The 22,334-nt window shown below is 34.0% G+C and carries 14 protein-coding genes; 1 reads left to right on the top strand and 13 read right to left on the bottom strand.

Annotated features, from left to right (window positions below; translation table 11 throughout):
- Positions 1–110: 110 nt before the first annotated feature.
- From A4F88_RS17860 to A4F88_RS17815, 10 genes are all read right to left on the bottom strand, one after another.
- Complete coding sequence (locus tag A4F88_RS17860) at positions 111–2,231, bottom strand: energy transducer TonB (protein WP_068844379.1); 2,121 nt, start codon at positions 2,229–2,231, stop codon at positions 111–113.
- Positions 2,232–2,243: 12 nt separating this feature from the next.
- Positions 2,244–2,987, bottom strand: a complete 744-nt coding sequence (gene deoC, locus A4F88_RS17855) for a deoxyribose-phosphate aldolase (RefSeq protein WP_068844094.1) — start codon at positions 2,985–2,987, stop codon at positions 2,244–2,246.
- Positions 2,988–3,106: 119 nt separating this feature from the next.
- The gene (locus A4F88_RS17850) at positions 3,107–3,490 is read right to left on the bottom strand and encodes a VanZ family protein (RefSeq protein WP_068844093.1); all 384 of its coding nucleotides are present in this window, start codon (positions 3,488–3,490) and stop codon (positions 3,107–3,109) included.
- Positions 3,483–3,863 carry a glycine cleavage system protein GcvH gene (gene gcvH, locus A4F88_RS17845; RefSeq protein WP_068844092.1) on the bottom strand — a complete coding sequence of 127 codons (381 nt, stop codon included), beginning with the start codon at positions 3,861–3,863 and terminating at the stop codon, positions 3,483–3,485. Before gcvH ends, A4F88_RS17850 begins: the two co-directional genes overlap by 8 nt.
- A gap of 86 nt (positions 3,864–3,949) precedes the next feature.
- Complete coding sequence (gene sov, locus A4F88_RS17840) at positions 3,950–11,152, bottom strand: T9SS outer membrane translocon Sov/SprA (protein WP_068844091.1); 7,203 nt, start codon at positions 11,150–11,152, stop codon at positions 3,950–3,952.
- 23 nt (positions 11,153–11,175) lie between these two features.
- Positions 11,176–11,757, bottom strand: coding sequence for a Holliday junction branch migration protein RuvA (ruvA, locus tag A4F88_RS17835; RefSeq protein WP_068844089.1), 582 nt, complete (start codon positions 11,755–11,757; stop codon positions 11,176–11,178).
- Positions 11,758–11,834: 77 nt separating this feature from the next.
- On the bottom strand, positions 11,835–14,126 hold the full coding sequence (locus A4F88_RS17830; protein WP_068844088.1) for an NADP-dependent malic enzyme: 2,292 nt from the start codon (positions 14,124–14,126) through the stop codon (positions 11,835–11,837).
- A gap of 160 nt (positions 14,127–14,286) precedes the next feature.
- Positions 14,287–14,712 (bottom strand): CBS domain-containing protein, encoded by a 426-nt coding sequence (locus A4F88_RS17825; RefSeq protein ID WP_068844084.1) that lies wholly within the window; start codon positions 14,710–14,712, stop codon positions 14,287–14,289.
- Between the two features lie 1,092 nt (positions 14,713–15,804).
- Entirely contained in the window at positions 15,805–16,257 is a 453-nt protein-coding gene (gene tnpA / locus A4F88_RS17820) for an IS200/IS605 family transposase (protein WP_068844082.1), read from the bottom strand.
- 364 nt (positions 16,258–16,621) lie between these two features.
- Positions 16,622–16,840, bottom strand: a complete 219-nt coding sequence (locus tag A4F88_RS17815) for a helix-turn-helix transcriptional regulator (protein ID WP_068844080.1) — start codon at positions 16,838–16,840, stop codon at positions 16,622–16,624.
- A gap of 109 nt (positions 16,841–16,949) precedes the next feature.
- On the opposite strand from A4F88_RS17815, the gene A4F88_RS17810 reads away from it, so the two are divergent.
- Positions 16,950–17,291: a hypothetical protein gene (locus A4F88_RS17810; RefSeq protein WP_068844078.1), complete on the top strand. Its 342-nt coding sequence runs from the start codon at positions 16,950–16,952 to the stop codon at positions 17,289–17,291.
- Positions 17,292–17,507: 216 nt separating this feature from the next.
- On the opposite strand, the gene A4F88_RS17805 is transcribed toward A4F88_RS17810, so the two are convergent.
- The 3 genes from A4F88_RS17805 to A4F88_RS17795 form a co-directional block, all read right to left on the bottom strand.
- Positions 17,508–19,508, bottom strand: coding sequence for an OmpA family protein (locus A4F88_RS17805; protein WP_068844075.1), 2,001 nt, complete (start codon positions 19,506–19,508; stop codon positions 17,508–17,510).
- A 9-nt stretch (positions 19,509–19,517) separates the two neighbouring features.
- Positions 19,518–20,429 carry a PorP/SprF family type IX secretion system membrane protein gene (locus A4F88_RS17800; RefSeq protein ID WP_068844073.1) on the bottom strand — a complete coding sequence of 304 codons (912 nt, stop codon included), beginning with the start codon at positions 20,427–20,429 and terminating at the stop codon, positions 19,518–19,520.
- 51 nt (positions 20,430–20,480) lie between these two features.
- Positions 20,481–22,334 (bottom strand): T9SS type B sorting domain-containing protein (locus A4F88_RS17795; protein WP_156062669.1); only part of this gene is annotated, 1,854 nt, incomplete at its 5' end.

The following is a 22,334-nucleotide window of genomic DNA, read 5'->3' as shown; positions in this document are numbered from 1 at the left end:
GATTGTAGAATACTGACCTATAAAATTAGATTTTTTTTCAATAAAACCTTTACAAAATAAGGACTTGCAAATCTTTAACACAATTATTTCGAAAAATCTTATTAAATATTCTAGTAATCAAAGTACCAATTAAAGATATCTGAACGCAATCCGACAGTAAACCAGGTTGTACTTTGCTTAAAAGTTGTAGCTGTATTTTGCATTGGATCAAAATTTCTGTAAAGGAAACTTCCAAAAAATTTCAGGTTGGTCATTGGATTTATTAGGTAACCCGCCTGCACATCAGCAATAAAAACATTGGTTTTATTTCCCTGCCCCACTTTTACACCTTTATCATATGGACGGTTTACTTCGTAACTTTTATAAATATTACCTCCATAGTTATAACTATCTTCTGCAGTATCAAAGTCTAAACCTCTTTTTCCAATTGTAAATTTAGCATCGGCAAAATAACGGCCTTTATGATAACGTCCGATCGCCACAAATTCTTCAAAATTCCCTCCCCATTGGTGCCCGATACTTTGGTTGTTATGACCATAATTCGTTATTACAGCACTGTGCGAATACACATAAGGACGCACATGATTGTATTCTAATTGCAATAATAAATCTTTAACCTCAAAAGCATTGAAATATTTCGCGCCTAATTGGTATCCAAATTTATTTTTCCAGCTCTTTTCTCCGCTTGCCATATCTCCAACTGAAAATTCATCCAGCAAGAACTGAGCATATAAATTCACATTATTATTCCATTTATACTTACCAGACATTCCTAAAAGTGCATTACCGCTTCTGGATGATGATGAAAACTCTACTGATCTATAAAAAATAATCGGGTTAACAAAATTAATATCAAAACCTCTGTTGTTGGTATCTGTCCAGACTACCGATTCAAAAAATCCTAAATTCAGTTTATTCGAAACATTCCAGCTTAAGTAATGATTCGCCATAAATTTTGTAGCATATGTTTTATCTACCGTAACCTCAGGACGAACATCTTTAAGCCACATATAGGTATTGGTATATTTAATTTTCCAGAAAGTCGTATTGATTTTAAAATACGGATACGGACTTGCTCCATCACTTTCCAATAAGGAACGATAACCATCTCCAATAAAATTTCTTCCGTAACCTAATTGAAAATCAAAAATTTTACCCGGAGCATATGTAATATTAGCTTCCGCTAAAGGAAAATCATAGGCATCTGTTTTAAATCGTTTCGCGATTCCCATTCCCGGAATAATTGCCGGATTTCCTCCTGATGGTTTTAAGGTTTCTGCATAAGCATTATAATACCCTGCAAATCGTCCCTGACTTTCAAAAACTGTGGTCGTAAAGTTAATATGCTTTCCTAAACCTCCTCTAAAATTTAATGCACGGGTATTTACATAAGTATAAGAATCTTTAAGATCTGAAGCTTTACCCATTTGCAAATCCAGAATAGGATTTAATGCCAGCCAATAATCTTCTCCCTGAATCTGAACCAGATTTTCATTCCAGAATTTTCTGCCTAACCAGGTCGAGGTGTTTTTTTGGAGTGACTGATTTACGGCTTTTAAGTTATAATATTTAGAAACTTCGGCATAAGTATATGGTTTTGAAGCTGTATGATTATTAGTCCCAACCTGATTCATTGCTCCATCAAACTGAGCATAGTAACTATGAGAAAACGGAATATTCAAATGACTTTCGAACTCCGGATTGTTATATTTTTTATAAACAATACTATCCAGTTCTGTCATTGGTTTTTCGACAGGTTTTAAAATCTGAGCTGCAGCCAAAGCTTCAGATGCTATTTGATCAGCGCTTTTTAATGGTATATCTATCGAGATGGTATATTTTGAATATGTTGGTTTTCCGTTATAAGTTGATGGTTTTATTTTAGGGAATTTTCCAAAAACTCTTTTAGCTTCTACAGATAACTCATCATTTACTGCATTTACATAAATCACTTTAAACTCACCATTTGCATCTACTTCAAAAAGCACTTTTACTTCACCTTTGTAATTCGTTTGTTTTAAATTTTGAGGTACTTCAAAATTCTGAAATACGAAATCCTGTACTTCTTTATAAAAACAATCTTCCAGTTTTTTAGATTGCAGATTTTCGCAATTTGGAAAAACAGGAAATTGTTCTGCAGTAAAGCCAGGCTTAATCGAAGATTTGTTATCCTGAGAGAAGGCAAATAGGGCTGATAATGTTAAAGTAAGAGATAGAAAAATCTTATTCACGTAAATTTTCATTTAATATTGATTTGTGGTATTTTCTCCGTTTGCAATTTCTTTTGCAGCAGAAGTTCCGATGCGTTTAACTCCTAAACGAATCATTTTTACAGCGTCTTCGTAAGAACGAACTCCGCCGGCAGCTTTTACAGGCAAAGGTGATGCATTTTCTAGCATCATTATAATAGTAGGTATAGTCGCTCCGTTTGGTAAATCATTTTCGGTTTTATAAAACCCGGTTGATGATTTCACAAAGACCGAAGCATAATTTTCTTCTTTAAAATTTGATATTACAATATTCTTGATCAAAGCCGAAAGCTGAATTATTTGCTTGTCATTTAAGGCAGCAACTTCAATAATCCATTTTACAACTTTATTGTTTGCAAGACCTATTTGCGTTCCTACCAGAATTTCCTGTTTCACTAAAGCAAGATCACCGTCTTTAAATGCCTGATAGTTACAAACAAAATCCAGATCATCTGCTCCATCTTCTATTGCTTTGTTTGCCTCTTTAAGTTTTGATTCTAAATCTGATGTACCTTCAGGAAAATCTATTACAGTACCAACATGCAAAGTCGAATTTGCTTTTAAGATCATCTCTTTGGCCAAAGTCACATATTCAGGACGAATCATTATTAACTTAAAACTTTCATGAATTGCCTCAGCAATTGCGCTTTTAACCACAAGCGTATTTTCTGCTTCTGAAAGTCCGGCTTGAGAGGCAGTTTTTAAGTAGGTCGAATCTAAATATTGCTTAACATTCATGATTTCTGGAAGTTTGCAGAATTGGGACAAAAATACATTTTAAATTCAGAAAATAATATTCTTTTTGATACTTGATTTTTGGACAACAAAAAACCCACCGAAGTGGGTTCATTATATTTTTATATTCTGTCAATTTGTTCCTTGAAGGCTATTGCTGTAAAAACTCCAATCAAAGCTCCAATTGCATTTGCCAAAACATCCGTTACATCTGCTGTTCTTGTAGTAGTCAGAACACTTTGAAGAATTTCGATCGTAATTCCAAAAAAAACAGAGAATATAAAGGAAATAAAATAGGCTTTAAAATCATCTGGTGCTTTTCCTTTAAGCTCTTTTTTGAAAAACAAAATCCAGGAAATCGTGAATCCAAAATGAAAACAAAAATGAACAATCTTGTCTATACTTGGAAAATTCACAGCAGGAATATTACTTGAATCTGTAAGACAAAAATAAGTAATGATTCCTGAACAAATAATTGCCCAGATTAAGAGCAGTTGTTTAGGCACCGATAAGTTCTTTATATGCTTCATCAGATAATAAAGAATCTATTTCTGATGCATCTGCAATTTTTATTTTAATCATCCATCCAGCTCCATAAGGATCAGAGTTAACTGTTTCCGGCGCACTTTCAAGTTCTTCATTAAAAGCAATAATTTCTCCGGTTAAAGGCAAGAACAAATCAGATACTGTTTTTACAGCTTCTACAGTTCCAAAAACCTCATCTTTATCAAGTGTCTGATCTAAAGTCTCTACTTCAACATACACGATATCCCCTAACTCTTTTTGTGCAAAATGAGTAATTCCTACAGTTGCAACATCTCCTTCGATGCTAACCCATTCGTGATCTTTTGTGTACTTTAAATTTGCTGGTATGCTCATAATAGTTGTGTTTGAAAATTGATAATTTAATAATTCAGTCACAAATGTAATAATCTTCTAATAAAATCCCGTTTAGAAACGAGAAATTAATTTCCAAAATTATATCTAAGTGTGAATCCTGATCTAATGTTAGTTAAAGGAAATGATGTCGAAATTACTGCTTTAGAGAACGAATGATCGTAATAGAATATAGCCGTCAGGTTTTTACTGAAAGCATAATCTGCAGTAAGTTTAAGCGACCAGATATTTTGTCCTGCCGCCAACTGGTTATTATCATAATCCAGATAACGTACTAATGTTTGGTTATTTCTAAAAGAGAAATCGGCTTTGATGTTAATATCACTTTTGATGATTCCTGTAGGATTATCAGCAAGTCTGGATGAGAAGATAACATCTTTAAAACGATATCCTAAACCTACAACGTACTCCATACCTTTTACTTCTGTCAATAAATTATTATCGAAACTCATCGACAATGCTCTGTCTTTTTTGACTTCGGTAAGCAAACGTAAAGAACTTTTTAACTCAAAATCGACACGGACAAGCGGACTAAACTGCTCTACCAGATTGACGTTTGACATGATGGTTTTATTAAAGAAATTGGTGTTTACATCCTGCCCGTCCGGTTTTTCGATATAATCAAAATTAGATCGGAACTGGTTTATAGTATAAGACGCTCTGTAATTATGCTGTAATGAAAAACGCTTAAATCTGTCTTTAAAATATTTGTAACGCATCAAGCCGTTGTATTTTATACTCCAGTTTGGAATTGGGAAACTTCTAAAAATATCTGTTGAACTACCCGAAGCATTACTTCCGGTATATGCCGCTAAAAATGCCGGTAATAAAACCGCCTGATTACTTTTTGTAAATCCTATTGGATATCCTTGATTTGCAACATATACTTTATAGTTTGGATCTGTTTCGGCCGGAATTGGATTATTTGCATCTCCATATCTTGGTATAGCAGCTCCTGCTCCATAATGATCTGCTGCCAGACGATCTGCAATGATTAAACGATTATTTCTAAAATCATCAAATGCTGCTGATTGTGTTTCACTACTTGTAGAGAATGCTGTTTTAATTAACACTGTCGAAATAGAAAACATCCCGTAAGTATATGGCGATTGTGCAATATAATCTCCATTGACTACATTGTATTGTTCTGATGAATTTTCAGAATAAGAACGATCCATTGCCAAATCGACTTTTAAATCCGGCAATAAATCGACATTGGCCGTAATTTTCAAAAGCTTATTTGTAACCTGAGTAAAGTTTTGGTTGAAATCCTGATAATTCGTTAACCAGCCTCTTTTTGCTGCTTCGTAACGGATATCGTCCTGACTTCCAAAAACAAATCCCAGACTTGGTTTAGATGTCCCAAAGAAACCAACTCCTTGCGTAAATCCCGGTAAAACTGTTCCGCTATTTTTAGTATAGTTTACCTGAATATTTTTCACACTGGTCAAAATACCCATCAAACCATCATAAAACGGACTGCTGCTTGTAGCCGGTTTAGCTGTATTTACAATCTTCTCCCCTGGTTTTGGCGGTGCTGCCTGTTTAGGTTTTGAAGCTTGTTTTGCCCCCGGTGTTAAACCTAAATACTTATACAACGTATTCATATTGAAAGTTGTTGTAAGTGTATTTGAATTTGCATTCTGAATCGTATTTCCTAAATCCCACTGAAGTCCGTTAGCATCTACAAACTGAGAGAACGCTGTCGAAGAACGCTGCCAGCTGTAATCTGCCGTATAAGAATAAGATGCTTTTACAAAAGCCAGAACCGGTATTTTATTGATCGGAATATCATAATTCAACACTAATTGCTGTACGTGCTGATTTGGTGTTCCGATATCAAAATAGTCGTCCCAGATATTAAAATCTTCTTTTGGCGAATTGTCATCATTTAAAAAGTTTCGAACTATATTATTAGATGCAGCTGTATAGTTTAATTTTAGTGATTTTGTCAAATTAAATCCAAAACCGTATTGATAATTGAATGCAAAATTTCTTCTGTACAAAGGATCAAGACCTATTCCTTGTATATCAACCTGTCTGTATTGCTGACGATTACTTTGTCTTAAAATATTAGTATTGAAAGAAATATTAGATGGTAAGTAATTAAAATTAAAATCGCTTAGCAGCTTCCAATACTCACTTTTCTTCATGAATTTGGTTTGCTTAAACGGAACGATTTCTTTTGGCTGGAAAGTATAGGCATAGTTTACAGCTGTATTTGACTGCTCATCTACATAGCTTTCTACTTCATAATCATGGCGTTCTACCTGATTGTATGATTGTGAGAATGTTAAATTTTCGACATCATAAACATGTGGTTTTTGCTCTGGCGCTCTGTCTTTTCTTACTCCAATAAAGTTGATGCTTCTTCGTTTTGTATAATCAACTGCACGGGTTCTGATATTGTCTTTTTCTGCCGGATCAGTAGTTTCGCTTATCAACTGATTCAGTTTTATATCCTGATTAAACGGATCATATTCCGGAGTAATCACTTCTTCTCCAATTGCATAATTAAACGGTAAATTGATTCCCCATTTATGAGGCAGTAATTTTCCTAAATTAAGATTTGTAACAATATTATACTGTTGAATATCTTCACGACTTCTTTCGTTTGCTCCTTGCTCCAGAGATCCGAAACCAATTGTACTTTTTTTACCTGTTGCAGATACTGTTGCGAAATCAGCCATATTGGTATCAATATTTAATATTGCCGCCATACCGCCTTTGTTCTCTAAATCTGCCAGTCGAAGTTCGTTAAACCAAACTTCCCCTTTTATATCTTTATGATCAGCCCTGCTTTTTACCCCAACCATTAAGTTTCGGACCAAACCAAAATTTGGATTTCCTTTTATCCCTAATCTTAATTTACTGTCTCCGTCGCCTCCGCTTACACTTAAATCATCATCGGGATAATAAATTCCATTGATATCTCTTTTGCTTGAATTGATATCAATATTCATCGCCTGAATTTTCATTCGGGTTAATAATTCAAGTGCCAGATCGATGTTGTTTTCCTCAAGCCAAACCTGATCCGGACTTATGGTACAAGACCCTCCTGTTCTGGTTACTTTTAACGGAACCTCAACCTGATAGAAGTTTTGTGTATAATCATTACCAAAACGAATAAAACCAATCATTTCGTCGTCTAATAATGTATTTTCATTAGGCAGGGATTCTGCGTGTAAAAACATTTTCAGTTTTTTATACTGACGCATATCTACACTTACACTTTTAAACACTCCTCTTGAATCCTGATATTGCAAACCTGATCCGCCAACTCGTAACGCTAAAGCTTGTTCGTTTTGGTTGATAATAGTATTATTATTATATAACTGCTCTCTTCGAACTCCTGGTGGCACTACATAGTTTACCGGACACTTTGTACTGTTTTCCTGAATGTTTACAGCCGAAACATCAAACTCAGTTCCGTCATCATTAGGAGTTGGATCATTAGCATCGAGCGAACCTGTATATCTTCTCCATTCTCCTCTTACTAAATCTAATGCTCCAAAACGTACCGTCATTTGATTATTAAATCCGGTCATGAACATTCTCATGAATCTGATTGATCTAAAATCTGTAATGTTTCCAATAGTATTTTGAGGCTGAGCAACCGGAATTTTAAACTGAATCCATCTTGCTGTTGTTGTTGAACCGTTTGGCAACTCGACATTGCTTACTTCACGAATATCTGTAATGTAATTTTGTCCTACCTGCATTCCTGGTTTTACATCAATGCTATATTCATAATAAGCATTAATGGTACTCATGGTATTGTCACGGTTAATATCCTCTACATCCGGCAATGTTGTCGAACCACGATTAGGATCGTCGATACTTACAGCAGAGTTCCCTTCTGTACCATTATAATTTTTATAGCGCTCTAAAACACCTCCGTCTGTATTTAGATAATATGTATAATCATCTGCAGCAGGGTCAGCTTCTCCTGCATAATTAGTATACACTGAACCTTCTCTTGAACTTGGTAAACCATCCAAACCAACGTCCTGATTTCTACGATTATCAGCATTGGTATCAAAAGCATAGATTAGAGATTGTGATGCCGGAACGTCTCCCCAAAGTGGTTGCGGACTTACCATAATCTGCCCTGGACCTAATCCGTTTTCATATTGTTTTCTTCCGTCTTTTAAGACATCCTCAGATATTTCACCTAAGTTGAAATATATTTTTCCTGTATTATTTGTTGGCGCTTCTCCGGTTCCTACATAAGGATCTAAAACCCAAAATTGTATGTACTCTACATTTCCCTGCTCAAAATTGGTTGAGTTTAAAGCACGCATAATTCCTCCAAAATTAGAGCTTGCTGCACTTGCACTAAAGTTTGGATTGTTGTTGTATGGTCCTCTGTCTGAAGGATAATAGGTTAAATCTAATGTATTAATTACCTGAATTTGTCCCTGTGCAATATCTGTATTTGGATAAAGCTCTTTACTATAGACTCTTCTGGTTGTATTTAATGACAAATCATCATTTGAAATACCTGATGGTTTCGAGGCATAAAAAATTGGATCAATGGTGTACCATGATAGTTTTGCACGTTTAAAACCATATTCTAATGTATTTGAATTGGCATTAAATGTATTGTCATTAATGGAGTTTACGAATGGTGTTGAAGCTAAACTCCAAGCATAAGCAGATCTCATATCAATTGTAGATTGTGATCCTTCGAAATCATCTACATAAATTGTGGCTTCGCCTTCAAAATCACTTGCTTTTGGAGCATCTGGCTTTAAGAATGCAACTTCTCCACGTATCGAAAGGTTTGACGGAACATCTGTATCGATGTTTGGTAATTTATTTACTAATCTGGTAAAGAAAGGAACTTCTGTAGAGTAATTTCCATTAAATCCAAAGATAGTGTTGTTTACTGATTCTTGTCCATAACTCGATTTTTGAGTAAATGGTTTTTCTGTCATTTTTAAATAGGTTCCTCCAATAACAAACTTATCCGAAATTTTATGTTCGATATTGAATCCCATAAATCTTCGGGTTTGCTGTCCGAAAATAGAGTTATTTTCTAATGAAACTTCAATTGGTGTATTGGATGCCTGAAGTGACGGATCCAGGATCTGAACTCTTCCCAATTGATAATCGACACTATAATCAATACCTTCTACCAGTCTTCGTCCTGCTGCCATTACAACAACAGATCCCTGAGGAACGTTAAATGCTCCAATTGGAATACCATTACTTCCTGATGATTTATATTTTCCCCTTAATAAGAATTTATTTTTATCACTATCCTGCAAAGCTCCGGATTGTGTATTTCTATACATGTTTCTAAACACATATTTTTGTTGATTGGCATTGTATGTGTTTGGATCATCATAGTTTTCTCCTGAACCTGTATTTTGTAATTTTTTAAACAAAAGTTCTCCAAAAGGTTCTTTTGTGGTAAAAATAATTCGTCCGTTTTGAACATCTACGGTTACTCCCGGAATGTAATCAAAGAAACCATCTCCTCCTGCCTGCGGATCATTATTGTAGTTTAATCGGTCTAAGTTAAAAACATTTAATAATGGAGTCTGATCGACTTTATTATCTGCAGTTGGGTTTGGCGGAAAGGATGTTCCCGGAACCGGAGAAATATAATTTATTGGTGAAGGATCTGTATAAAGTATGTTTAATCTAAAATCGTCTTGCTTGATTTGATAAGCCTGTGGTATTTGATAAACGTTTTTCATCATCAGGTTCCAAACCGGATTCTGAACGTTTGTCAAATTGCTTTTCAGCATTTTTAACACTAAACTTTGTGTAATAATCGCCTGATTGGCATTGTTGTTTCCGGTAACTACAGTTGCATCAACTCCATCACTACCAAATTCTCCAACCTGATACACTTTTCCTCCAACTGTATATTCAAAAGCTACTGCTAAGATCTCATCATTTGCTAAACGTTGTTGCAATGAGATATATCCTAATTGTGCATTGAATGTATATTCGTTTGTGGTTAATTTTCTGGCGTTTTCAAGTACTGAATAATCTGTTCCTTCACTTGTATTAGCGTTATTGAATCCTGTTTTTGCAGTTACAATTTCTCTAATATTTGAATTTAAATAAGATCCTGCCTTACCAATTGTTGCCGGATCGTACTTATTATTATTATTGTCTGTAGGGCTATCAACCGGATTATTAAAAAATCCTGCCGGAGAGCTGATTACTACAACCTGATTATCCGGAACACCTGAGATTTTCCCTTCACCTAAATCCTGAAGCGCAATAATGTTTCTTAAGTTATTATTGTTTGTGCTTACACGGTTTTGTTTATTGGTTACCCAAACTTCTAATCTTGTTACCTGAACACGGCTATCGATAAGTGGATAATTTTTTAAAGATGCATCGTATTTGTTTCTAAAGTATTGCGAAAGGAAGAAATGCCTGTCGTTATCATAGTCTAAAGCATACAAATCAAAGTTCTGAACGGTTCCCCCACCTTCTGCAACTATACTCTTGGTTTGTGACTTTTGTTCTGAGAAAACTCCTGTAACTGTTGTCTTACCAAATTGCAAAACTGTTTTTACTCCAAACAAACTCTGAGCACCACGAATAAGGGTACTATTTAATGGCATACTAACGTTACCAACTTCTACTTTCTGAACGATATCATCTTCTGAAGGTGTATAAGCCAGTTTGAAAAGGTTCTGAAAAGCAAAGGTAGACTGGGTATCATAATTTGCATTTACCTCTAATCTGGTTCCTATTTTCCCCATTAAACTCATACTGATACGCTGGTCAAAATCAAAAGTAAGGCTTGATCTGTTTCTTGGCGAAAAAGAAGGATTATCTTGTTTGGTGTAACGAACACCCAAATCCATCTCTACTGATCCTGTGGGCTTTACATCGATTGTATTACTACCAAAGATACTTTCAAAAAATCCTGAATTGATATAATATCGCGGTAATAGATTTTTTTTGGCAGCTTCGCTTCCTGCTTTTTTACCATCAATAGCATCTGCTTTTTTTCTGAAATAATCTCTTCTGGATTCTTTCAAAACTAAGTCTTCGTACTCTTTAGGAGTTAATACAATAGGATAATTGATGTTGAAACCATCTACTGAACTGGTGTAAATATAACGATCTGTAATAGGATCGTATCTATAAGCGGAAAGTATGCTTGGTGGATTTTGTAATTCTACTTTCCCAACAGAGAACTGTGTCTTGGTTGTATCTTGAACTGCTGGATTTACTTGCGCACGCAAAACATTACCGCATAATAAAAACAGTAAAAAAATACAAATTTTACGCATACAATTCGTTTATATAGGTGAGTTTATAGGCTCTTTAAGGCTTTCTTGATAATGTTTTCTACAGTAGCTTCCGGATCTTCTTTTACGATTTTCTCTACTACTTTCTCTGAAGTTTTTCTAACAAAACCTAAAACTTCCAAAGCAGATAACGCTTCATCTCGATTTGTATTGTTTTGAACTACAGAAACTTCATCCAAATCATACAATTTTAACACTTTTTCTTTTAAATCGAGTATTACTCGTTGTGCTGTTTTGTTTCCAATTCCTTTAATGGATTGTATCACTCCAACATCTCCAGATGCAATGGCGTTAATAATTTGTCTTGGTTCTATGGAAGATAACATTGTTCTGGCAATATTTGCTCCAATACCCGAAACAGATAATAACATTCTAAATATTTCTCGTTCTGATTTTTCTGCAAAACCAAATAAAGTATGCGCATCTTCTTTGATTTGAAGATGCGTATACAGTTTTATATTTTCAGCATTGGGAATTAATGAAAAGGTATGTAAGGATATATTCACCTGATAACCAACTCCGCCACAGTCAATTACGACTTCTGTTGGATTCTTTTCAACCAATTTCCCCTGCAAGTGTGCTATCATAGTATAATTTATTAGGGTCAAATATAACAAAAATGCAATAAAAATACGACAATATTATTTGATCCTTATTGTCTTTACTATTTAGCTAATTTATTCTTTTTATTTTCTTTTTCCTGAGCGTCAATTACTGCAATTGCAGCCATATTAACCATTTCTTCAACGCTTGCTCCTAATTGGAAAATGTGAACAGGTTTACCCATTCCCATCATGATAGGTCCAATAGAATTTACTTTATATAATTCTTTTAATAATTTATAAGTAATATTCGCTGATTCTAAGTTCGGGAAAATTAATGTGTTTACTTTTTTACCTGCTAATTTAGAGAAAGGAAATTTCTCAGCAAGCATTTCCTGGTTCAGTGCAAAATCTGCCTGAATTTCTCCATCAACAATTAAGTCCGGATGATTTTTATGCAAGTAAGCTACTGCTTCTCTTACTTTTGAGGCACTTGGACTACTTGACGAACCAAAGTTTGAAAATGAAACCATTGCAATAACCGGTTCAACACCAAACATTTTTGCTGTTTTTGCTGTCATAATTGCAATATTTATCAAATCTTCTGAAGATGGATTGATATTAATTGCTGTATCTGATAAAAACATTGGTCCACGAGAAGTTAACATCATGTTTGCTGTTGCAACAAGTGAAGCTCCGGGTGCTTTATCGATTAATTGTAACATTGGTTTTACTACACTTGGATAACTTCTGGTATGACCTGTTACCAAAGCATCTGCTTCGCCTTCGTTAACCATCATTGCCGCAAAATAGTTTCTTTCGCGCATAAATTTCTGAGCATCAAGCAAAGAAACTCCTCTTCTTTCTCTTGTTTCCCAGTATGAATTAGCAAATCTGTTACGTCTTGCTTCTTCTTCATTTGTTTTAGGATCAATGATTTCAAGCTCTGCATCAAAACCTAACTCGGCTTTTAATTCTAAGATAACATCTTTGTTTCCTAATAAAATTGGAAAACCAATACCATCTTCATGAACAATTTGCGCTGCTTTTAATACGTTTAACTGATCTGCTTCTGCAAAAACAATTCGTTTTGGATCCATTTTAGCACGATTGGTAATCAAACGCACCATTTTATTATCGTTTCCTAAACGCTCACGAAGTACATCTTCATAAGCTGCCCAGTCTGTAATAGGATTTTTTGCTACTCCTGATTCCATTGCCGCTTTTGCAACTGCTGGCGCTACAACGGTAATCAATCTAGGATCAAATGGTTTAGGAATGATATATTCTTGTCCAAAACCTAATTTTGTTGCTCCGTAAGCTACGTTTACCTGCTCCGGAACTGGTTCTTTTGCTAAAATGGCTAGGGCTTTTACAGCAGCCATTTTCATTTCTTCGTTAATTTTTGTAGCTCGTACGTCTAGTGCTCCTCTAAAGATATAAGGGAAACCCAAAACATTATTTACCTGATTAGGAAAATCTGAACGTCCCGTAGCCATAATAACGTCTTTTCGGGTTTCAACAGCTAAATTATAATCGATTTCCGGGTTTGGATTTGCCATGGCAAAAACAATCGGATTCTCTTTCATTGTCAATAACATTTCTGGAGACAGGATATCTCCCGAAGATAATCCGATGAAAACATCTGCTCCATTTACAGCTTCTGCTAAGTCGATTTTAGGACCGTTTACAGCATATTTCAACTGCAATTCTGATAATGAAGGATTGTCTTTTGTTAAAAGTCCTTTACTATTAAACATTAAAATATTCTCTACTTTTACGCCTAATAGTACATATAAATCTGTACAGGCTATCGCAGCAGATCCTGCTCCGGAAACTACTACTTTTACATCTTCTGCTTTTTTACCTGCTAATTCCAGTGCATTGATTAAAGCCGCTGAAGAGATGATTGCTGTACCATGCTGATCGTCGTGCATTACAGGAATATCTAATTCTTCTACCAGTCTTCTTTCGATTTCGAAAGATTCCGGTGCTTTAATATCTTCAAGATTTATTCCTCCAAAAGTTGGGGCAATATTTTTAACGGTCTGAATAAATTCTTCTACATCTTTGGTTCCGATTTCAATATCAAAAACATCAATGTCTGAGAATATTTTAAATAACAAACCTTTTCCTTCCATTACTGGTTTAGAAGCTTCCGGGCCAATATCCCCAAGTCCTAAAACAGCTGTACCGTTTGAGATTACGGCAACTAAATTTCCTTTTGCTGTATATTTGTAAACGTCATCTACGTTTGCTGCAATTTCTAAACAAGGCTCAGCTACACCTGGCGAATAAGCCAAAGACAGATCTCTTTGGGTTGCATATTTTTTTGTTGGAACTACCTGAATTTTTCCTGGAGTTGGTTCTGAGTGATACAGTAACGCTTCTCTTCTTTTACTCTCTTTGCTCATTTATTTTAGCTTTTATTCTAGCTTACAAAGATATAAGTCTTGGCTTAAAATGACATCTTTTTACAGCTTTCTTTTCTTAAAATAACAATTTTAAGAGTCACAAAAAAAATAGTCCTTTGTGATATGGACTATTTTATGAGGTTAATTTTTTGAATTTCTTTTATTGAGAAATATAAGAGTTTAAGTGATTTATGGTGTCTTTTTGAATTTCAATAATGGCTTTAACGACATCACTAATCGAAATTATTCCTACCACAATTCCGTCTTCCAGAACAGGTAAGTGTCTGATTCTTTTAGTACTCATTAGTTCCATACAATCTTCAATATTATTGGAAAGTTTTACAGAGAAAACGCTGCTTTCCATAATTTCATGAACAAATGTTTCTTTTGATGATTTGTCTTTCAAAACAATTTTTCGGGCATAATCCCTTTCAGACAATATTCCTTTTAAATCGGTACCGTCAATAACAAGAATAGCTCCTATGTTTTTTTCTCCCATCACTTTTAAGGCTTCATAAACCGTTGTTGTCGAAAGAACTGAATAAACATTTTTCCCTTTTGCGTTTAATATTTGATTTACAGTCATATCTGAAAAATTTTAGATCTATAAAGTTAAAAAAACATTGCACACACACAACAACGAAATCGATTTTTTAAAACTTAACACATTCATTTTAAAGATAATAACTAATACTTTATATTTTTAAAATATTAGTTCAAAAAAATGAATGAATTTTAAGACTTTTTTACGAAAAATATAGTGTTTTTATCATTTACTGATTATTCAAAAATAAATCGTCATTATATCAGGAGGGATTTTTTTCATATTGTTTCTTATTTGCTTTTGCCCTTTCAGGGCGATATTTGATCTTAATTTATTTCATAGTGCGATGCACTATGCTATTGCTTTTAGGCTTTCAGCCCATTTTAAAGATCTAGAAAAATTATGATTTGAAATCCACACTATCGATATTCAAGATTTGCTCTGAAATAGACTTAGCAATAGCTTAGTGCAAAACAGTCTGTTAATACTTTTGGGGTTGAGTCCATTTTAAAGATTAAAAATGCTAATAAATCCGTACTATCCGTATTCAAGATTTGCTCTGGAAGAGACTTAGTAACAGAATAGTACCATACATTTTGCTAATACTTTTGGGTTTTGAGTCTATTTTTAAACATAAAAAAAGTGCTATTAAAAATCCGTACTATCCGTATTCCTGATTTGCTCTGAAATAGACTTAGTAACAGAATAGCACTATACATTTTGCTAATACTTTTGGGTTTTGAGTCCATTTTTGAACATTAAAATGTTATTAAAAATCCATACTACCCGTGTTCAAGATTTGCTCTGAAAGAGCCTTAGCAATAGCTTAGTGCAAAACAGTCTGTTAATACTTTTGGGGGTTGAGTCTATTTTTAAACATAAAAAAAGTGCTATTAAAAATCTGTACTATCCGTATTCCTGATTTGCTCTGGAAGAGACTTAGTAACAGAATAGCACTATACATTTTGCTAATACTTTTGGGTTTTGAGTCCATTTTTGAACATCAAAATGTTATTAAAAATCCATACTACCCGTGTTCAAGATTTGCTCTGAAAGAGCTTTAGCAATAGCATGGTGCGAAGCACTATGAATGAATAAGAGATAATCGTTTTTCAGCCCTGAAAGGGCGAAAGCCTAATCCCAAAGAAACCGCTCATCATAGGTTACATTGTATTTGTTTAAGAATGCCACTAACTCTTCTTTGAATGTTCGTTTTTTATGATGCTCTTCCTGATTTTTTATGTATTGCACTACTATTTCTATTTCTGAGGGATTAACAGAAAATATTCCGTAACCATCTTGCCAATAAAATTTTGCGTAATTGTCATCTATGGTTTTTATCCATTTTGAAGATTGCTTTTTTACCTCTTCTACCAATTTCATTTGGGTAATCTTTTTAGATAATAAACATAGTATATGAACATGATCTTTATATCCTCCTATTTGAATTGGATTACATTCTAATCCTTTACAAATTCCACCAAGATATTGCCATAGTCGCTCTTGTATATTCTGATCAATAAATGGATAACGCCCTTTTGTACTAAAGGTCAAATGAACATATACTTTAGATAGTGACTGCGACATATTATTCTTTTTTAATTACTGAGCTTATTTGCTTTTGCCCTTTCAGGGCAATGTTCCTTCTTAATCTAATTCGTAGTGCGATGCACTACGCTGGTTCTATTGTGCCTTCAGCACATTTTTAAGATTTCGAAAAAATATGATTGCAAATCTATGTTATTTTTAAGTAAGAAAAAACCTAAATTAAATATTGTGGTATATTGTAAATAATAAATAGAAAACGTAAAATTGTCTGAAATTAAAAAAAGGTGGATAAGTCAGTAAAATTAAAACCATTAATGTTTATTGACATAGCTTAAATAAAAAACCCTTTTCAAATTAGAAAAGGGCTTTCATAGTGTTTCTTATATTTCTGAATCTCGTTGAATTATTCAAAATCAAGTAGTTCTTTTACTGAAATTTCCAAACCTTTAGCTAATTCAAGTAGATAAAGATATGTAGGATTAAATTCACCAGCTTCAACTTTATGAATAGATTGCTGATCTTTAAGTATCAATAATCCTAATTTAGCTTGTGATAATCCTTTGGTACTTCTAAGCTCTTTAATTCGAGTACCTAGACGCTTTAATTCTTCTGACTTATCCACCTTTTTTTAATTTCAGACAATTTGCGTTTTCTATTTATTCTTTTTAACATACTATAGTATGTTATTTAAAGTTTTTCGTACATTTGATTTTTGACTAAAAAAATCATTTATGGAAACAAGTGAAATTAAAAATTTAGAATATCTAACAAAATTAGCTGGTCGCTATTTAAACACTTTAAATCCGTCTACTGGCAAAAAAGGAAATCACACGGTTCAAATTAAAGTGGCAAATTATTGCGAACTTGGTTGTTTTATTACCGAAACCATAAAACTATGTATTGTAGCACTCGATCAGGAAGCTCATAAAATTTCTACTACAAACAAAACTTCACCTATTAATGTGGCACTTGTTTTAGAAATGGTATTAGAAATGTTTCCTACTGATGAATTTGAATTTTTAAGTGAAATCAGCAATATGCTTATTACAGATTCTAATTTTATTGCTAAATAATAAATATTTCACCTCGCTGGGCTTTTCTTCTTATTTCAATTTGTTTCTATATTACGTCCCTATGGGACTTTGGACTCGCTCCAGCGGAGCAAAATATTTATAACCAGACATGAATCCCAATTTTCAAAGCTCCATAGGAGCGACATATTTCCGCTTTAAAATATTAAAAAAGGCTTTCTGAAATATATTTCCAGAAAGCCTTTTTACTTAATTAAATTACAGACTTACAATTATAAACTCGCTTCGTCTGTTTTGTTGGTGTTGTTGTTCTGTACACTTAACACCATCGGCACATTTATTTACCAATTCTGTTTCTCCGTATCCTTTTGCTGTTAATCGATTGCTATCGACTCCTTTGCTTACTAACCAGTTTTTGGTTGATTGCGCTCGTTTCTCTGACAAAATCATATTATTTGAAGCTGATTGTCGGCTGTCTGTATGTGAACGAATGTCTAATGTTAAGGTTGGATATTGTTTCAATACCTCTACAATTTTATTCAATTGCGGTTCTGATGATTTTCTGATGGTTGCTTTTCCTAAATCAAAAAAGTTCATCGGAATATGCAATACTTTTGCTAAATCTGTTCCAACAGCAATAGGTTTCATTGTTACAGATTTTACCGATACTGTTTTAATCATTACTGTTTTAGCAACTAATGGTAAAGGTATTTTTTCTAATGAAACCGGCAGGGTTGTTCTTCCGTTTTCCTTTTTGATTGCAAGCGGAATTTCCTTTATCTCATAACCGCTTTTTGAGGTTTTTATAAAGTATTTTTTACCACATTTTACTTTTGAGAAAACATAATTTCCATTTTGATCCGTAACAACCTGCTGTGCATTTTGTCTGTTTTCATCAAACAAAATTAAAGTTACATTTGAGAGAACTTCGCTTGTTTCTGAATCTGTAACTGTGCCTGTTAGTTCCTGTTCGCAGATTAATCTTCGGGTTTCTGTAAATCGATAAACATCGTCTAATCCCTGACCATTATCTCTATTTGAAGAGAAAAATCCATTTCTGTTTTTGCTGTTTATGATAAACGCAAAATCATCTTTTTTACTGTTTATTGGCTCTCCAATATTCTGTACTTCATCAAAAGTACCATCATTATTTATTTTGGTCACAAAAACATCCAGTCCGCCTAATCCGGGTCTTCCATCTGTTGCGAAATAAAGTTCATTGTCTCCGGAGATAAATGGAAAAGTTTCTCTTCCTTCGGTATTAACCGAAGTTCCTAAATTTTCAGGTTTTCCAAAAGTTCCGTCATTATTTATAGCAACCTTAAACAAGTCTGATTGCCCAAGAGTCCCTGGCATATCTGATGCAAAGTACAATGTTTTTTCGTCTGTACTTAATGCAGGATGCGCAACACTATACTGATCGCTATTGAACGGAAGTTCTTCGATATTTTTCCATTCGCCATCAATAAAACTGGCTTTGTATAATTTTAATAAAGTGGTTTTGTGTTGATCTCTTCCCCTTTTCCCGTCTAGAAAATTGTTTCGGGTAAAATACATGGTTCTTCCGTCTTTTGTAAAAACGGGAGTTGACTCATTGAATTTTGTGTTTACTTTTTTCTGAAAACGTTTCGGATTTCCAACGCTTCCATCAGACATTAATTCTGCAGTGTACAGATTGGTAAAAGATTTATTGGTCCATTTAAAATTTTTCCTCATAATTCTTCCCGTATCTCTTGCAGAGGTAAAAACTAATTTGTTTTCGAAAATAGTACTTCCGTAATCTGAATAATTAGAATTGATTCCAGCATCAGCAATTTCGAACCGGCCAGAATTAAATTTTATTTCTTCTAAGTAATTTCTGTTGTTTTCAAACAAAATACCTCTTTTGTCTGTCGCAACTTTTTGATTGAATTTTTCCAGAATTGCATCTGCTTTAGTATAATTTCCTCCGGATTTAAGGCATTGTGCATATCTGTATAGATATTCAGGTTCCTGCTGATCATTCATTGCAAACAGTTCATCATACCATTTTAGGGCTTTAACTAATTCTCCGTTAAAATAATAGGAGTTACCTAAACGCTGAAACATTTTCTCGTCTTTGTAACCTTTATTGGCTTCTGTTTCGTAGAGTTTTATAGCATCTGCATAAGCGAATTTTTCGTACTGATCATTAGCATGACTGATCGTTGTAGTCTGGGCAATTGTATTTAAAAAAAATAATAAAAATAAAATGGAATAGTGTAGGTTTTTGGTTTTCATGAGGCGGTTTTAAAAAAATCTTGGTGATGTAATTCTATTATAGTTATTAAAAAATTCAAAACGAAGGAAGATCTCGTGAGATCCTGAATTGTATCTTCTTAAATTGGTGGTTTCATGATCATAACCATATCCTACATATAGACCATCTGTTACCTGAAATCCAGCCATTGCACTTACAGATGCACTCCAACGGTAGGCTAATCCTAATACAAATTTATCATTAAACATAAAATTTCCCGAAACATCAACCTGTAAAGGTACTCCCTGAACCATTTTTGTCAGGATTGCCGGTTTGAATTTAACATATTGTAAATGATCCAGATTAAATACATAACCTGCCATAAAATAATAGTTTATTTTGTCTTTGAAAATAGCAGTATCGTCATCATTATAGCGATTAGTTTCTATAAAATTAGGTACCGATAACCCTAAATAAGCTCTGTCTGAATGCCAATACACACCGGCTCCTACGTTTGGTGTAATCCTATTATTTAAATTTTGAAACTGTGGATCGTCCTGATTTTCAAAACTTAATTTACTTACATCAAGGTTAAAAAGATTTGCTGTGGCTTTTATTCCAAACGAAAGTTTAAATGTTTCAGAAGTTGGAACAGTATAAGATAAATCTGTAGACAAAGTGTTTTCATTAGTTGGACCAATCTTATCATTTACTAAAGAAACTCCTAAGCCGAGATTACTATTATTTAATGGTGTATTTACAGAAAAGGTACTGGTTTTAGGTGCACCATCAAGTCCTACCCATTGTGTACGATACAATCCAAATACACTTAATACTCCTCGGGAACCTGCATATGCAGGGTTTATCGTAATGGTATTGTACATGTATTGTGTGAATTGAGAATCTTGTTGAGCGGAACACACCACCGAAAAAAACATAAATATTAAAATTATCTTTTTCATTTAAAAAGTTTTAGAAAGCGACCTGATATTAAGGCCAGGTCGCTAATTTTTTTATTTACTGATATATAAATAACCTGAAAGTTCATGCGGATTTGACTCGCTGTCTTTGTATTTTAAAATGTAGAAATAGGTTCCTACCGGTAATCCATCAGATTGTTTTATGGTTGTACGTCCTTCAGAGAATCCTTTAAAGGCGCGATCTTCGTTATTATACTTGTCAATATCGTAGACTAAAACTCCCCAACGGTTGTATATTTCTACTGTATTATCCGGATAACATTCTAAGCCCTGAATATAAAATCTACTGTTTTTATTGTCTCCGTTTGGAGAGAATGCATTGTAGACTTTGATCACACAACCAGTTAAAGGTAAAACTGTTGGCTTATCTTCGGTATTACTTTCATCATCCGACATATCTTCAACCATAACACCTCTTAAGCTGGTTCCTTTTACACTTGCCTGATTGCTTACACTTCCTTTATTAATATCATTTTGTGTAATTTTATAAGTGGCGATAAAACTATGCTCGTCAGATTCGTTTACATTCAAATCAATTGGTTGTCCTGAAACTACAACTCCCGGTAAAGGATCTGAAACCATAACTCCTTTTAAAGGAACATTACCTGTATTGGTTACCTTAAACTTATAGGTAATTGTTTCTCCTGCATTTGCAAATCCGTTACCATTTTCATCATTAGAAACTGCTGTTTTGATTATTGCAATAGACGGAACTTCAACAAAAACAGTTAATGTTGCAGTATTACAATTTGATGGATATGCTTTTTCACAAACCTGATAGGTCAAAACGTAATTTCCTCCCGGTGTGTTTGGTTTTACATTTACAGTTCCATCGGCATTAAATTCGAAATAAGGACTTTTTGGTGTATTTGCAATTATAATATCCGCAGGATTAATTGGTAATCCGTTTAATAAATCATTATCTAAAACATTTATAAATTCAAGTGAACCGTTTATACCATCAACACTTACTCCCTGATCATTGGTTAATACAATTTTTGCCATTGGAGTTACCGGCGGCGTAGGATCTTCAATATTTACTACTGCAATTTTTACTACTGCCTGGCTACAATTCCCCGGATTTAAAACTTCACAAATTTGGTAAGTCAGTTGATAATTACCAGAAGGTGTTCCCGATTTTACTTCGATTGTTCCATCTGCTTTTAAAATCAAATTAGGATTAGCAACTGCAGTACTTAAAATAACATCTGCAGGATTCAGTGCAGATCCGTTTAGCTTATCATTATTAAATATATTTGTTGTTGAATGCTCTCCTTTTGTACTATTTATAGTTCCTGCATTATCATTGTTCGCCTCCAGAATTGCTCCTGTTACCGGAACATAACTTTTTACAGTAATACCGTTTGATGGATTTAGATATTCACAGAGTCTATATTCTACTTCATAAATTCCTATTGGAGTACCCGGACTAACTGTCACTGAACCATCCTGATTTAGGGCTAATCCTTTTGGAACATTTACGTTTGTTAAAATAACTCCTCCCGGATTGTTTTTTACAATTACAGGATTTCCATTCAAAGTAGCATTATCAATTAATGATATTGTAGTACCTCCAATACTTCCGTTTATAGGGGGCGTTGTTATTGTTATTGCATTCAATACTCCACTTCCAACTACAACGGTTGCTGTCGCAGTTGAATAGTTTGATGTAGTTCCTTCTTCACAAATTGTATAATCAATGGTGTAAGTTCCTGATGGTGTATTGGCTGCTAAAGTTAATTCGCCATTTGCATCAACACTTAAAGGTCCTGTTGTTTTTGGGGTAACGTTTGTATTGGCTGAAGTTACGATTTGTCCGTTTAACGTATCGTTTGTGGTTACATTTCCAACGGTAGTTACAGTTGTACCTGATGTTTGGTTTGGATA

The organism is Flavobacterium chilense, from assembly GCF_001602525.1.
GTDB classification, from domain to species: domain Bacteria; phylum Bacteroidota; class Bacteroidia; order Flavobacteriales; family Flavobacteriaceae; genus Flavobacterium; species Flavobacterium chilense.
The sequence above is the reverse complement of the archived record's forward strand: the minus strand, read 5'-3'. Positions and strand labels throughout refer to the sequence as shown.

Coding starts and splice junctions, on each gene's coding strand:
- ruvA (WP_068844089.1), bottom strand. CDS start 11,757: ATGATAGCACACTTGCAGGGGAAATTGGTTGAAAAGAATCCAACAGAA.
- sov (WP_068844091.1), bottom strand. CDS start 11,152: ATGCGTAAAATTTGTATTTTTTTACTGTTTTTATTATGCGGTAATGTT.
- A4F88_RS17830 (WP_068844088.1), bottom strand. CDS start 14,126: ATGAGCAAAGAGAGTAAAAGAAGAGAAGCGTTACTGTATCACTCAGAA.
- tnpA (WP_068844082.1), bottom strand. CDS start 16,257: ATGTCGCAGTCACTATCTAAAGTATATGTTCATTTGACCTTTAGTACA.
- A4F88_RS17800 (WP_068844073.1), bottom strand. CDS start 20,429: ATGAAAAAGATAATTTTAATATTTATGTTTTTTTCGGTGGTGTGTTCC.
- deoC (WP_068844094.1), bottom strand. CDS start 2,987: ATGAATGTTAAGCAATATTTAGATTCGACCTACTTAAAAACTGCCTCT.
- A4F88_RS17825 (WP_068844084.1), bottom strand. CDS start 14,712: ATGACTGTAAATCAAATATTAAACGCAAAAGGGAAAAATGTTTATTCA.
- A4F88_RS17805 (WP_068844075.1), bottom strand. CDS start 19,508: ATGAAAACCAAAAACCTACACTATTCCATTTTATTTTTATTATTTTTT.
- gcvH (WP_068844092.1), bottom strand. CDS start 3,863: ATGAGCATACCAGCAAATTTAAAGTACACAAAAGATCACGAATGGGTT.
- A4F88_RS17810 (WP_068844078.1), top strand. CDS start 16,950: ATGGAAACAAGTGAAATTAAAAATTTAGAATATCTAACAAAATTAGCT.